The organism is Kibdelosporangium banguiense (assembly GCF_017876405.1).
GTDB lineage: Bacteria > Actinomycetota > Actinomycetes > Mycobacteriales > Pseudonocardiaceae > Kibdelosporangium > Kibdelosporangium banguiense.
On sequence record NZ_JAGINW010000001.1, the window covers coordinates 605,537 to 619,259 of the forward strand.

The 13,723-nt window shown below is 67.2% G+C and carries 11 protein-coding genes; 6 read left to right on the forward strand and 5 right to left on the reverse strand.

Translation table 11 applies throughout. From position 1 onward, the window contains the following. Nucleotides 1–19: 19 nt before the first annotated feature. Both JOF56_RS02880 and JOF56_RS02885 read left to right on the forward strand, forming a co-directional pair. On the forward strand, nt 20–889 hold the full coding sequence (locus JOF56_RS02880) for an AAA family ATPase (RefSeq protein WP_443667640.1): 870 nt from the start codon (nt 20–22) through the stop codon (nt 887–889). Beyond that, nucleotides 886–2,235 carry a vWA domain-containing protein gene (locus JOF56_RS02885; RefSeq protein WP_209634103.1) on the forward strand — a complete coding sequence of 450 codons (1,350 nt, stop codon included), beginning with the start codon at nt 886–888 and terminating at the stop codon, nt 2,233–2,235. The genes JOF56_RS02880 and JOF56_RS02885 overlap by 4 nt, the downstream gene beginning before the upstream one ends. On the opposite strand, the gene JOF56_RS02890 is transcribed toward JOF56_RS02885, so the two are convergent. Continuing rightward, nucleotides 2,236–2,850 carry a DedA family protein gene (locus JOF56_RS02890; RefSeq protein ID WP_209634105.1) on the reverse strand — a complete coding sequence of 205 codons (615 nt, stop codon included), beginning with the start codon at nt 2,848–2,850 and terminating at the stop codon, nt 2,236–2,238. Nucleotides 2,851–2,885: 35 nt separating this feature from the next. On the opposite strand from JOF56_RS02890, the gene JOF56_RS02895 reads away from it, so the two are divergent. Next, on the forward strand, nt 2,886–3,509 hold the full coding sequence (locus JOF56_RS02895) for a histidine phosphatase family protein (RefSeq protein ID WP_209634107.1): 624 nt from the start codon (nt 2,886–2,888) through the stop codon (nt 3,507–3,509). Here the strand turns inward: JOF56_RS02895 and JOF56_RS02900 are convergent. Continuing rightward, a complete protein-coding gene (locus JOF56_RS02900) occupies nt 3,481–4,917 on the reverse strand; it encodes an MFS transporter (protein ID WP_209634109.1) in 1,437 nt (478 codons plus the stop codon). The genes JOF56_RS02895 and JOF56_RS02900 overlap by 29 nt on opposite strands. A 101-nt stretch (nt 4,918–5,018) precedes the next feature. Between JOF56_RS02900 and JOF56_RS02905 the strand changes: the two genes are divergently transcribed. Together JOF56_RS02905 and JOF56_RS02910 are read left to right on the forward strand one after the other, a co-directional pair. After that, the gene (locus JOF56_RS02905) at nt 5,019–5,870 is read left to right on the forward strand and encodes a helix-turn-helix transcriptional regulator (protein WP_209634111.1); all 852 of its coding nucleotides are present in this window, start codon (nt 5,019–5,021) and stop codon (nt 5,868–5,870) included. Between the two features lie 308 nt (nt 5,871–6,178). Beyond that, nucleotides 6,179–7,057: a LysR family transcriptional regulator gene (locus tag JOF56_RS02910; RefSeq protein ID WP_209634113.1), complete on the forward strand. Its 879-nt coding sequence runs from the start codon at nt 6,179–6,181 to the stop codon at nt 7,055–7,057. 68 nt (nt 7,058–7,125) lie between these two features. Here JOF56_RS02910 and JOF56_RS02915 read toward each other — a convergent pair whose 3' ends face one another. From JOF56_RS02915 to JOF56_RS02925, 3 genes are all read right to left on the reverse strand, one after another. Continuing rightward, nucleotides 7,126–8,310: a glycine C-acetyltransferase gene (locus tag JOF56_RS02915; RefSeq protein ID WP_209634115.1), complete on the reverse strand. Its 1,185-nt coding sequence runs from the start codon at nt 8,308–8,310 to the stop codon at nt 7,126–7,128. Further along, nucleotides 8,310–9,341: an L-threonine 3-dehydrogenase gene (gene tdh / locus JOF56_RS02920; protein WP_209634117.1), complete on the reverse strand. Its 1,032-nt coding sequence runs from the start codon at nt 9,339–9,341 to the stop codon at nt 8,310–8,312. Before tdh ends, JOF56_RS02915 begins: the two co-directional genes overlap by 1 nt. Before the next feature lie 122 nt (nt 9,342–9,463). Next, nucleotides 9,464–12,532: an amidohydrolase family protein gene (locus JOF56_RS02925; protein WP_209634119.1), complete on the reverse strand. Its 3,069-nt coding sequence runs from the start codon at nt 12,530–12,532 to the stop codon at nt 9,464–9,466. A 232-nt stretch (nt 12,533–12,764) separates the two neighbouring features. On the opposite strand from JOF56_RS02925, the gene JOF56_RS02930 reads away from it, so the two are divergent. After that, nucleotides 12,765–13,421 (forward strand): response regulator transcription factor, encoded by a 657-nt coding sequence (locus JOF56_RS02930; RefSeq protein WP_307854895.1) that lies wholly within the window; start codon nt 12,765–12,767, stop codon nt 13,419–13,421. The last annotated feature ends 302 nt before the right edge of the window (nt 13,422–13,723 follow it).

The following is a 13,723-nucleotide window of genomic DNA, read 5'->3' on the forward strand; positions in this document are numbered from 1 at the left end:
CGCGCCCTTGAGGAGGCAGCTGGTGTTGTTCGACTCTGTTGACGATGTGGCGCGGCGGCTGGCCGGCGCGGGCTACCTGACCTCCACGGCGATCGCGACCACGGTGTTCCTGGCCGACCGGCTCGGCAAGCCGCTGCTGGTGGAGGGCCCGGCCGGGGTCGGCAAGACTGAGCTGGCGCGTGCGGTGAGCCAGGCGACGGGGTCCCAGCTGGTCCGCCTGCAGTGCTACGAGGGCATCGACGAGGCCCGCGCGCTGTACGAGTGGAACCACGCCAAGCAGCTGCTACGCATCACCGCGGGTCGTGACGAGGGCTGGCACGAGGCTCGCGCGGACATCTTCACTGAGGAGTTCCTGCTCCCGCGGCCATTGCTGACCGCGATCCGCAATCCGGATCCGACAGTGCTGCTGATCGACGAGACCGACAAGGCCGACGTCGAGGTCGAGGGCCTGCTGCTGGAGGTGCTCGGCGACTTCCAGGTCACCGTGCCTGAGCTCGGCACGATCACCGCGACGCGCAAGCCGTTCGTGGTGCTGACGTCCAACGCGACCCGTGAGCTGTCGGAGGCGTTGAAGCGCCGTTGCCTGTTCCTGCACCTGGACTTCCCGGACGCCGAACGGGAGCTGGAGATCGTGCGCCTGAAGGTGCCCGAGGTCCAGGGTGCGCTGGCTGATTCCCTGGTCCGGGTCGTCGGTGCGTTGCGAGCGCTTGAGCTGCGTAAATCCCCGTCGATCGCGGAGACCATCGACTGGGCCCGGACCCTGCTGGCGCTCGGCGCGGACCACCTCGACGAGGCGATCGTGCAGACGACGCTCGGGGTGGTGCTCAAGTACGAGGCCGACAAGCGCCGGGCGTCCGCCGAGCTGAAGCTCGACGAGGTCCTGGGATGAGCGTGCCGGAGCGTCTCGTCTCGTTCGTCGAGGCGCTGCGGGAGCATTCGATCCTGACCGGACCAGGCGAGACGATCGACGCGGCGCGGGTGCTGGCGGTGCTCGGGATGGACCAGCGCGAACAGGTCCGGGAGGGCCTGGCGGCCGCGTTGCTGCGCCGCTCGGGCCAGCGGGCCGTGTTCGACCAGGTCTTCGACCTGTACTTCCCGTCAGCGGTGGGTGGCCCCGAAACGGAGCCACAGGACCTGGAGCAGCTGCGGGAACAGCTGGCTCAGGCGCTGGCGACGGGCACGGCACGCGACCAGCAAGCGCTTGCGCAGCTCGCGGTGGACGCGTTCGGCCGTTTCGGCGAGGGCGGCCGTGGGGCCGGTGGCGGCTGGTCGGCGTATCAGACTTTGCAGCGGCTGCGGCCGGAGACGCTGCTGGTCAGGATCTTGGCGGCGTTGCAGGCGACCGACGACCCGGGGTTCCTGGCGGACGTACGCCGCGACGAGGTCCGCAGGCAGATCGCGGGGTTCCGCGCGATGGTCGAGACCGAGGCCCGGCGACGGACCGCAGAACTGCGTGGGCGTGAGACGGTGTCCCGCAACGCGGTGGCTCCCCCGGCGGACCGCGTCGATTTCCTCACCGCGGGCCGTTCGCAGCTCGCGGATATGCGTCGCGCGATCTATCCGCTGTCACGAAAATTAGCCACCCGTTTGGCGGCACGACGCCGCCGGGCGAGGCGTGGCGAGATCGACGTACGCCGTACGTTGCGGCGTTCGATGAATACCGGCGGTATCCCGATCAAGCCGGTATTCCGGCACCGCCGGCCGAGCCGGCCGGAGCTGGTGCTGCTGTGTGACATGTCCGGATCGGTGGCCGGGTTCGCCAACTTCACACTGCTGCTCACCCAGGCGTTGCGAGACCAGTTCAGCAAGGTCCGGGCGTTCGCGTTCGTGGAGACCACCGACGAGGTCACCCACCTGGTCAAAGCGGGCGCCGAGGACCCGGCCGGGCTGGCTGCGCGGATCCACCAGGAGGCCAGGCTGACCCGATGGGACGGCCACAGCGACTACACGCACGCGCTGCAGGTGTTCGTCGACGAATGGCTCGACGCGGTCGGGCCGAAGACGTCTGTGCTCATCCTCGGCGACGCCCGCAACAACGGCGGTGACCCGAACCTGGCGGCGCTTCGCAAGATCATCGGAAATGCCCGCCGCGCATACTGGCTCAATCCGGAACCGGAGCGGCTGTGGTCCACCGGGGACTCCGTGGCCCACGACTATGCACGCGTGATCGAGATGCACGAATGCCGGACCGTGCACCAGCTCTCCGAACTGATCACCCGGCTGCTGCCGGTCTGATCACCGCTGGGCCTTCTTACGAGCCACCCTCGATGCCACGAACCACCCCACCGCGACCACCGCCGCAGCGAGCACGACCCACTGCAGCACGCCCGCGTACCGCTCCACCACGTGCCAGTTCTCGCCGAGGAAGTAACCGGCGAGCACGAATATCGTGTTCCAGATCGCGCTGCCCAAGGCGGTGTACAGCACGAACTTCGGCAACGGCATCCGTTCGACGCCGGCAGGCAGCGAGATGAAACTGCGGAACAGCGGAATCATCCGTCCGAACAGGACAGCCTTGCCGCCGTGCCGGGCGAACCACTTCTCCGAACGGTCCATATCGGACTCGATGATCAGCGGGATCCTCGTGATCAGCCTGCGGGTCCGCTCCCGGCCCAGTGCCGCTCCCACCCAGTAGACGATCAACGCGCCTGCCACGGATCCGAGCGTCGTCCAGATCAGCGCCTCGGCCAGGGTCAGTGATCCGCGGCTGGCGCTGAACCCGGCGAGCGGCAGAACGATCTCCGACGGGATGGGCGGGAACAGGTTGTCCATCCCGACCACGATCGCCGCGCCCAGGCCGCCGAGCGTGTCCATCAGCCCGACGGCCCAGTCAGTGACAGTCCGGATCATGAAGTCCAAGGTACGAATCGACAGACCGTCCTGCCATGACGGGCACCACTAAGCCGTCGTGCGGCAAAGCGCAGGCACTACGGTCGGAGGACGTGACCATCTTCCTCGCCAGGCACGGCCAGACCGCCTACAACCACACCCGCAGGTTCCAGGGCCAGATGGACGTCCCCCTCGACGAGACCGGCCGGCAGCAGGCCAAGGACCTCGCGGTCCGAGTCGCCGGCCTCGGCCTGGTGGTGCTCTGGGCGAGCCCCCTGGCCAGGGCCCGGCAGACGGCGGAGGCGGTCTCGGCCCACATCGGGCTGCCGGTGCGATTCGACGACCGGCTCAAGGAGACCGACACCGGAATCTGGACCGACCGGCTCTACGACGAGATGGCTGCCGAGGATCCGCACGCGTACCAGGGGTTCGTCGGGGCACACGAGGATTTCGGATTCGAGGGCGGCGAGACCTACGCCGAGCAAGGCGACCGCGTGATGGCCGCGATCGCTGACATCGAGCAGGGCCCGCGACCGGCTCTCGTGGTGAGCCACGGCATGGTCATGCGGCTGGCGCTGTCCCGGCGGACGGGCGAGCCGTGGTCGATCAGCCAGAGCATCCCGAACACGGCCCTCATCGAACTGCCTTCCACTAACGGGGGTCAGGCAGCCGCCGGCTGAAAATACAGACCACCACGGCCACGACGGACTGGATGGCCATCACGATCGCGAACGCGTCGCGCATCCCCAGCACGTCCGGTTCGCTGAGCCACAGGAAGAGGCTCCCGATTGTGGCCACCCCCAGCGCGAGGCACACCTGCTGGACCGTGACCAGCGATCCGCTGCCGACGCCCGCGCTTTCGGCCGGGACCCGCGACAGGATCACCCGGAACAGCGTGGTCATCATCAGGCCCTGGCCGAATCCGGCGATCGCCATCGCCGGCGCGAGGTTCAGCACAGTGATCTCGGGCCACGCCGACAGGACCGTCAGGATGGCCACCGTCACGCCCGTTCCCTGGATCGCCGCGCCCACCGTGATCACATACCGGCCGTATCTGGATACCAACCGACTTGAAACCAGCGACGCGACCAGGAACGCGACCGCCATCGGCGCCAGGGCGAGGCCGGCCTCGAACGGCCCCAGGTGCAGTCCGTCCTGCAGGGTCACCGCCGCGACGAACATGTAGGCACCGAACCCGAGGAAGAACGGCGCGCTCAGCGAGAGACCGCGCCGCATGCTCGGCATCCGTAGGACCGACAGCGGCAGCAACGCGACGCGTCCCGCACGGTCCATACGACGCTCGACGAACACAAGCGTGGCGAACGCGACCGGGCTGGCTCCCAGGAGGAGCCACGTCCACAGCGGCCAGCCCATCGCCCGGCCCTCGGTCAGCGGGACCAGCAGCGCGAACAGCCCGGCACCCAGCAGCAACGTGCCCGCCAGGTCGGCGTCGGCCGGGCTGGGCGACCGGGTCTCGGGGATGTTGCGGCGGGCCAGCAGCAGGCCGAGCACCCCGATCGGGACGTTCACCAGGAAGATCGGCCGCCAGCTGCTGCCGGCAATGTCGGCCGCGACCAGCAGGCCGCCGAGCAACTGGCCCAGAACCATGGCCATCCCCGCGTTGGCGCCGTACATACCCAGGGCACGCGATCGCCGCTCGCCGGTGGTCGTGGCCTGGATCGTGGAGAGGACCTGCGGCAGCATCAGCGCGGCAGCGGCTCCCTGCGCGATCCGGGCGCCCACCAGTACGCCCACGTTCGGCGCGAGCCCGCAGGCCAGCGAGGTGATCGTGAACGCCGCGAGCCCGATCATGAACAGGCGCCTGCGGCCGAAGGCGTCACCGAGGCGCCCGCCAAGTACCAGCAGGACGCCGTACGCGATGCCGTAACCTGCGACAACAAGTTCCAGCATCGAGGCTGACGCGTTCAGCGTGCGGTCGATCGTCGGCAATGCCACGTTGACGATGAAGAAGTCGAGAATCGGCAAGGCCGCGCCGAGCAGAATCGTGATCAGACCTGCCGCTGTCAGCCCGCCTGCCTGTCCTGGCCGCACGGCGGTGACCGGCTGCCGGAGAGTGGGGGTTGTCATGGCTCCCACGATGAGCCGCTGCATAACCTGGTACCAGAGTGTGTTTATCCGGGTACCAGCACTACCTGGTAACAGGATCATCGGCGTGTCACCCTGGTGATATGACCACCACGCTGCAGCCCGCGACCCACGATGACGTGCGGCGTCACGAGTTGGCGGCGTTCCTGCGCAGCCGCCGCGAGCGAATCAGCCCGGACGAGGTCGGCCTGCCGCCCGGCGGCCGCCGCCGGACACCAGGCCTGCGACGCGAGGAGGTCGCGCAGCTCGCGGGCGTCGGCGTCACCTGGTACACCTGGCTCGAACAGGGCCGCGACATCAAGGCGTCCGACCAGGTGCTGGCGGCCATCGCCAGCACGCTCCGGCTCGACCCGCACGAACGCGCACACATGTTCACCCTCGCCGGGTCGCCACAACCGGTCGACGAGAGCGAGTGCAGCGCGCTTGCTCCGCAGATGCACATAGTTCTGCGCCAACTGGAGCCACTGCCTGCGGTGGTACTGAACTCGCGGATGGACATCCTCGGCTACAACAGTGTCTACGCCTGGCTGCTAGACCTCGACGACGTCCCGTTCGAAGACCGCAACACGATGGTCCTGGCGTTCACGCATCCTCTGTGGCACGAACGACTGCTGGATCGCGCCGAGAACCTTCCTCGCGTCGTAGCGCAGTTCCGGGCGTCCATGGCGGAGCATGTCGCCGACAAGCGCTGGAAGTGCCTGGTACGCAAGCTCCGCGCCGAGTCGGCGGAGTTCGATTCGCTGTGGAGCCGCCACGACGTTCGCTGGATCGAGAACCTGACCAAGCGCTTCGAGCATCCCGCCGGCCGGCTCGAGTTCGACTTCACCAATCTCTGGTTCGGCCCCCGCAGCCGGACCAGGCTGACCACGTACACACCGTCCAATGAGGACACATGGGTGGCGGTCCGGGCCTTCGCCGCGACGCGCGACCCCTGAGAGAACCAACCTGGTTGGTGGTTGACAGGGTGCACGGCCTGGCTATGAAATGCTCCCTTTCCTGCTTTGGTCGAGAATCGCGCCACTGAGCACCGAACGGGCCGCGCACTGCGGCCCCAGGCCCGACATACTGCGAGCGGAGGTCGCATGCGTGCCACAGCCGGCCAGGAATGGCTGGATTTCCGATCCGTCCGGCACTGACGCGCCGGGAACGCGAGAAATTTCCCTGCTGTGATCGTGTTCCGCCTGGCCCAGCGGGATCCGGGCCAACGGCGAGGTCACCGGCACAACGATGCAGAATAAGTACTGTGATCGACCCTCGACGGCTGCGTGTGCTGCGGGCCCTTGCGGACCACGGCACAGTGACAGCAGCAGGCGAGGCACTGCACCTGACGCCGTCCGCGGTGTCGCAGCAACTCGCCGCGCTCGAGTCGGAGACCGGGCAGGAGCTGCTACGGCGCCGCGGGCGGCGCGTCTCGTTGACCGCCGCCGGCGAGCTTCTGGTCGGGCACGCCAACGCGGTCGCGGCTGAGTTGGAACGCGCGCAGGCCACGCTCGCGTCGTTCGCCTCGGGAGCCTTGGGGCGCGTCGAAGTGGCCAGCTTCGCCTCGGCGATCACACAGGTGGTCGCTCCCGCGATCCGGGCGATCCGGCTCTTCGCGCCGGACTTGACTGTGCTCGTGCGCGACGCCGAAGGCCACACGAGCGTGCCACTGTTGCTGGACGGGGAGATCGACGTCGCGATCACCGAGCAGCACCGGCTCGCGCCGCGCACCGACGACCAGCGGCTGATCATGTTCCCGCTCTACACCGAGCCGTTCGACGTGGTTCTCCCGGAGAGCCACCCCCTGGCCGGACACGGCACGCTGCGGCTGGCCGACCTGGCAGGCGAGGACTGGATCGCTCCCCTGCCCGGCAACCCATGCCGTGACGTCGTCGAAGCAGTCGTCGACAACCCCCACATCACGCACACATCTGACGACTTCCGCGCCATCGTCGCGTTGGTCGCGTCGGGTGCCGGCGTCGCACTCGTACCCCGCAACGCGCTGACGGAGACACCTGGCGCCGTAGCGGTGCCAGTCCACGGCGAACCACCACAACGGCGCGTTTTCGCAGCCATCCGTCGCGGCAGCGAAGACCACCCGCTGATCAAGACTGTGCTGGGCGCGATCCTGAGCCAGCGCTGACCCGCCGCGTCAACGTCCTCAATGGTCAGAGTCGCAGCTTGTCAAGTTCTCCGTCAAAGCGACGACTCTCAACTGTCCAGTTTGGCCCGTGCGGCGACGAAAGCGTCGACCGCCCGGTTGACGTCCTCAGTGGAGTGCGCGGCCGACATCTGGGTCCGGATCCGGGCCTTGCCGTGCGGGACCACCGGATACGAGAAGCCGATTACGTAGATTCCCTGGTCCAGCAGCAGGTCCGCGAGCCGCCCCGCCAGCGCGGCATCACCGATCATCACCGGGATGATCGGGTGCTCGCCAGGCAGCAGATCGAAGCCTTCCTCGGTCATCCTGGTGCGGAACAAGGTGGTGTTCTCACGGAGCCGCTCCAGCAACTCCCCTGATGAGCTCAGCAATTCCAGCGCCGCCAACGAGGCCGCGGTGATGGAAGGCGCGAGCGAGTTCGAGAACAGGTACGGCCGCGACCGCTGCCGCAGCATCTCCACGATCTCAGCACGCCCGGAGACGTAACCACCACTGGCTCCGCCGAGGGCCTTGCCCAGAGTGCCGGTTACGACGTCGACCCGGTCGGTCACGCCGAACAACTCTGGGGTGCCGCGACCGGTCGGGCCGGTGAAGCCGACGGCGTGCGAGTCGTCGACCATGACCAGGGCGTCGTACCGCTCGGCGAGGTCACAAATCTGATCCAGCGGCGCGAGGTAGCCGTCCATGGAGAACACGCCGTCAGTCGCGATCAGCCGGTACCGGGCGTCGGCGGCGTCCTTGAGCTGGCGCTCCAGATCGTCCATGTCACGGTTCTTGTAGCGGTACCGGCGCGCCTTGCACAGCCGCACGCCGTCGATGATCGACGCGTGGTTGAGCTCGTCGGAGATCACCGCGTCCTGGTCGGTGAGCAGCGTCTCGAACAAGCCGCCGTTGGCGTCGAAGCAGGAGCTGTACAGGATCGTGTCGTCGGTGCCGAGGAACTCCGACAGCTTTGCTTCCAGCTGCTTGTGCGGTTCCTGGGTCCCGCAGATGAACCGGACCGAGGCCATCCCGAAGCCCCACTTGTCCAGCGCGTCGTGCGCGGCGGCGACCAGCGCGGGGTGGTCGGCCAGTCCGAGGTAGTTGTTGGCACAGAAGTTGAGCACGTCTCCGCCGGATCCCACGCGCACTGCCGCACGCTGCGGGGTGCCGATCACCCGCTCCGCCTTGTACAGGCCCGCCGCGCGGATCTCGTCCAGCCCGGCCCGCAGGTCATCGCGCATAGCGCCGTACATCAGCTCTCCGTCCAATCCATGATGATCTTGCCGCACTGGCCTTCGCGCGCGGTGGCGAACGCGAGGTCGTGTTCGGTCGCCTTGAACCGGTGGGTGATCACCGGCGAGAGATCCAGTCCGGCCTGCAGCAGCACGGACATCGAGTACCAGCTCTCGAACATCTCCCGGCCGTAGATGCCCTTGAGGTGGAGCATTTTGAGGACCACACTGCCGAAGTCGACCGCGAACTCCGCCGCGGGCAGGCCCAGCATCGCGATCCGGCCGCCGTGCGACATGTTCGCGATCATGCCCTGCAGCGCACTGGGCTGCCCGGACATCTCCATGCCCACGTCGAAGCCCTCGGACATGCCGAGCACAGCCTGCGCATCGGCGATGGACGAGTGGCGCACATTCAGAGCAAGGTCCACGCCGACCTTGCGCGCCAGCTCAAGGCGGTGGTCACTGACGTCGGTGATGGCAATGTTGCGGGCGCCAGCATGGCGCGCCACGGCAGCGGCCATGATCCCGATGGGTCCGGCGCCGGTGATGAGCACGTCCTCGCCGATGACCGGAAACGACAGCGCGGTGTGCACGGCGTTGCCGAACGGGTCGAAGATCGCGGCCACGTCCAGGTCGACCGGATTGCGGTGCACCCACGCGTTCTGCTCAGGCAGCACGGCGTACTGCGCGAACGCGCCGTTGCTGTGCACGCCGAGGCCACGCGTGTTGGCGCACAAATGGCGCCGTCCGGCCTTGCAGTTCCGGCACGTCCCGCAGACGAGGTGGCCCTCACCGCTGACCAGGTCGCCGACCTTCACCCCGGTGACGGCGGCGCCGATCTCGACCACTTCGCCGACGAACTCGTGCCCAAGTACCAACGGTGTCCGGATGGTCTTGGCAGCCCAGTCGTCCCAGGCGTCGATGTGCAGGTCCGTCCCGCAGATGCCGGTGCGCAGGACGCGAACCACCACGTCACCGGGGCCGGGCTGGGGGTCGGGGACCTCGGTGAACTCCAGGCCCGGACCCTCGACCACCTTGACGAGTGCCTTCATGCGGGCAGTGTGGACCCGGGCCTGGAGTGCAGTCCATCAGGACTTTCTGAAATCGCTTGTTAGCGCAGCTCCACAAGCTAGCCAGTTAGACACCCTGACCTGCGCGTGGCCTCAACGGCCCCTTAATGATCACAGCAGACATGTGTCGTCCATTCGGGTTCATGCCACCAGTGCCGCGACTCGGCCGACGGCCCGGCCGGCAGTACCTGGTTGACCGCTGCCCTGGTGACCGGCTGGCTCTGGAAAGGAGCCAGCAGCTCGCTCACGGTCCGGTGCACGCCGCCGACCACCGTCCGGCGCACGGCTGCGGCCGCTCGGATGTCGGCGAGCGGGTTGCCGTCGACAAGCGCGAGGTCTGCGTACGCGCCTGGCTTGAGCACACCGATCCGGTTCTCAAGGCCGAGCCACCGCGCCGGGTTACGGGTCGCGGTGGTCAACGCCTCGCGCGGTGTGAACCCGAACGTCACCATTGCCCTGAGGTTCTGATGCAACGACACAGCCACATTGTCCAGCGGCGCGTCAGTGCCACAGATGACCAGGCCACCTCCGCGGTGCACCCGGAGCACCATGTCGACATTCGCCGCGAGCACTCTGCGCATCATTGCCCCGGCCGGTGTGCCGGCATTGTTCGCGTCGGTCACGAACCGGTCGTACTCCCATTGCGGGAACAGGATCTTGGTCCGTTCGTCCTGCACGAGCGACTTGTCATCGGCGTAAAGCGCCTTGGAATTGAACAAAGTCGGCGTGAGTGACATGCCCGATCGGGTGAACAGCGTGACGGCGTCCTGATACGCGTGGCCGGTCCGGCTGACGGTGTGCGAATAGCCGAGCCGGTTTGTCGCACCGGTGTGTTCCATCCCGTCCATGCCGATGTTCGCGGCCGGGTAAAGGTAGTGCGACGACAGTGGAAGCCCGGCGGTGTGCGCCGCGCGGATGACCGCCTGCTGGTATTCCACCGGCAACCGGACATACGTCTTGATCATGTCGTAGTCGAGTTCGGCCGCGCGGGCCAGTTCCAGGTCGAGTTGCCTGCGCGACAGCGTCGGCCGCATGAAGTTGTAGTAGACGCGAGACCCGTCGATCGCCTCGCCGGTGGCCAGGAATCTCGGCCCGACCCGGTTTCCGGATTCGAGCGCCTCTCGCGTCTCCAGCATTTGGTAAACCGGATCACCTGGGGAGCGGGTCGTGGTGATGCCATAGGCGAGCCACAACCTGCCCTGCCGGTCACCCCATTGCCTGCCGCGCAGATGCCAATGCACATGGGCGTCTATCAATCCCGGCATCGCGACCAGACCGCGGGCGTCCACTACGTCGGAACCGTTGCCATGCGGACGGATTTCCGCGATCCGGCCGCCTTCCATCACGATATCGATGTCGTTGCGCAGCCGTCCGGATTCGCCGTCCCACATCGCACCGGCGTGAACGATCGACCGCTCCGGCGGACGCGGGCGCCGCCAGCTGAAATTCAGCCGGATCGTCCGGGCCGGACCGCCCTTGATCCCCTGTACTCGCAATCGTCCTTTCGACAGGTAGACCAAGGCGTCGGATCCTTGCCAGGCAAGGGAGTCCGTCACCTCGTCGGTCACCTGGCGCGGGTCGCCGATCAGCTTGCCCGACGCGTCCACCGGCGCGATCCAGGCAACGCTCTCCACCACGAACGCGAGGTACTTTCCGTCAGGTGACCACAGTGGACCGTCGTCGCCGCGGGTAGCCAGGGATCGGAACGGCATCGGCTCGGCGTAACGCAGTTCGCCGGTGCGCAGGTCGACCGTGAGAATCTGGCTTGTCCCCTCGCGGAACCTGCGGGAGAACGGCTTGACCGCGGCCAACGCGATCACGTTGCCGTCAGGCGACCAGCTCGGCCGGCCTGGCATGAACAGCGCGGGAGTGAACTGCTGGACGTTTCCGGACGCCACCTCGAGCGTCCACAATGCGCCGTCATGGTCGATGTAGGCGACTTTGCGCCCGTCCGGTGACCATCGCGGCGCGGTCTGCGCGCCGGGCAGCGACGTGAGCACGGTGTCCTTGCCGGAGGCCAGGTCCCGGACCCACAGATCGGCTGTGCCCAGCCGGTCGCTGGCGTACAGCAGCGTCTTGCCGTCCGGCGAGAAATCCGGGTCGGAGTTGAAATACTTGTCGTCGATCACCCGTCGGGGCGACCCACCTGAACTCGGAACAATGAACACTGAATTCAGTGCACGGAATGCGATCTGCCCGCCGTCACGCGAAACAACCGGGCTGGCGATCCCCCGAACCGGCAACGGCCCGCCCCAATCGAGGTCACGGACCCGGTGGCGATAGTCGCGACGCGCCACGGAAACACTCGCCTCAAGCGGAACATCTTTGACGATATCGCCGGAACGCCGCCGGATCCGGCCGTCGGCGACGTAGAGAACGTCACGCCCCGACCACGAAGCCGCGAACCCGAAGACGTCCTCACCCCGCGTGACCTGCTGCGAACCGAGCATCAGGTCCGCGTCCGCACCGCGCAGCAACATGTAGCTCGGCTGCCCGCCGGGCCCGAACGCGGGACCGAAGACCCGGTCGGTGCCGGTCACCGAAATCAACCGCTGCCGCTCGCCGGTCGCAACCGTAACAGCGTCAATCGCCACATCGTTGACCGTGAAAACAAGCCGGTTCCCATCCGGCGACCAGCGGGGCGCAGCCTCTTCGTCCGGCGTCGAGGTCACTGCTGTCAGCGCGCTGGAAGCCAAGTCCAGCAACCAGATCCCGTAACTGCCGTCCCGGTCGCTGCTGAACGCGAGCCTGCGGCCGTCCGGCGAGAACGCCGGTTCGCGGTGGTCGAAACGGCCGCTGGTCAACTGCCGGGGCGTACCGCCGTCGGCATCGATCACGTACAGATGGAAGTTCCCGTCGCGGTATGACTGGAACGCGATCCGCCTCCCGTCGGGCGACCAGACCGGCAGGGTCGCGTCCTGTAAATCATCGGTCAGCCGCCGGGCGCGGCCACCGCTGGACGGCAGCACCCAGATCCCGGTTACCAGATCCACCACGATCCGCCTGCCATCAGGCGAAAGAGCGGCCGACATGTTCGTGCCCTCACGCAGTTCGACGCCGCCCTGCTCCGCGGCCACGTCGGCGGCGCCCACAGCGCCCGCGGCGGTCAGACCAGCGGCGACGTAACCGCTACGCAACAGAAGTTCACGGCGAGACAAGCCTTGTGGTGACATCTCCACCTCCCCGATCACTATGCACCGGCGAGCCGCCGCAGTCCAACACGTCCGGTTGCCGAACGAGTACTCGCCGTGCACGCCCGCTAAGCTCGTCGGGTTGCAAGGAGGTGCCGATGGCGGACTGGGCAGCGTCCGAAAAGGACGCGCGATGGCCCGAACGGCTGGTTTTGAATTACCGGTTCCGGTTGCCGGAGAGGCGAACCGGGCACGATACAGGCAGGATGACAGAGTGACCCCGAAAGCGGCGCCGCGGCTGTTGATCGTGGCCGACGACGAACTGCTCATCTCCCGACTGGGCGAATTGCTGGCCGAAGCCGGATACACCTTCGACGTCGACCCGGCGATGAACAAGTCGCTCACGACCCATTACGAGGTCATGATCGTGGACCGCACCCCGGAAACACTGGAACTGCTCGCCGCGATGCGCCGCAAAGCCGTGACCGCCCGCGCATTGGTCCTCTCATCCATCGGCTCAGACCAAGACCAGAAAGCGGCCATGGCCGCCGGAGCCGACGACTACCTGACCAAACCCTTCCTGCCCGCGAAACTGCTCGGAAAGATCCGCGGCCTGCTCCGCCGCCACATCGACAACGCCGAGACAATCCCATTCGGCCCCGCCCAGCTGGACGTCCGCAGATACGAGGTAGTCCTGCCCCGAGGCAAACGCATATCCCTCTCAGTCCGCGAATTCGACCTCCTGAGAACCCTGGTCGCCCGACCGACAGTGATATACCCGAAATCCGAACTACGCACCCGAGTCTTCGGCACAGACGCCAGTGAGTCCACCGTGGACACATACGTCTACTACCTGCGCCGCAAACTCGGCCAGGGAGTAGTCCGATCCGTCTACCGCCTCGGCTACAAAGCCGGCGCCATCACCCCCTAACGCGCCAGAGACCAATGCCGGCGGTCACGGTTAGCACCCCCGGCCGCAAACAAACCCCCGTTGGCGACCACCCGAGTGTCTTTGCCCTTTGGCGCGTTTAGCGCAATAGAGGGCTGCTTCGTGGGTTCCCTCGCTCCAGTATGGCCTGGGCGAAGCCTGTTCACACATGTCCAGGGCGCCGCAACACAGCGGCGAGCAACCCAAGCTCGGCGCTCCCCAACCGACAGCAACCCGTAACGGGGCGCCGGCGAGCGCACGATTGCGGTGTCCTGGACATGCGTGCTCACCCTTGGGCAGGCCAT

What these genes read in the sequence shown, in the direction of transcription:
- JOF56_RS02885 (WP_209634103.1), top strand. Translation starts at nt 886, where the DNA reads ATGAGCGTGCCGGAGCGTCTCGTCTCGTTCGTCGAGGCGCTGCGGGAG.
- JOF56_RS02905 (WP_209634111.1), top strand. Translation starts at nt 5,019, where the DNA reads ATGACCACCACGCTGCAGCCCGCGACCCACGATGACGTGCGGCGTCAC.
- JOF56_RS02915 (WP_209634115.1), bottom strand. Translation starts at nt 8,310, where the DNA reads ATGTACGGCGCTATGCGCGATGACCTGCGGGCCGGGCTGGACGAGATC.
- JOF56_RS02925 (WP_209634119.1), bottom strand. Translation starts at nt 12,532, where the DNA reads ATGTCACCACAAGGCTTGTCTCGCCGTGAACTTCTGTTGCGTAGCGGT.
- JOF56_RS02900 (WP_209634109.1), bottom strand. Translation starts at nt 4,917, where the DNA reads ATGACAACCCCCACTCTCCGGCAGCCGGTCACCGCCGTGCGGCCAGGA.
- JOF56_RS02895 (WP_209634107.1), top strand. Translation starts at nt 2,886, where the DNA reads ATGACGGGCACCACTAAGCCGTCGTGCGGCAAAGCGCAGGCACTACGG.
- tdh (WP_209634117.1), bottom strand. Translation starts at nt 9,341, where the DNA reads ATGAAGGCACTCGTCAAGGTGGTCGAGGGTCCGGGCCTGGAGTTCACC.
- JOF56_RS02890 (WP_209634105.1), bottom strand. Translation starts at nt 2,850, where the DNA reads ATGATCCGGACTGTCACTGACTGGGCCGTCGGGCTGATGGACACGCTC.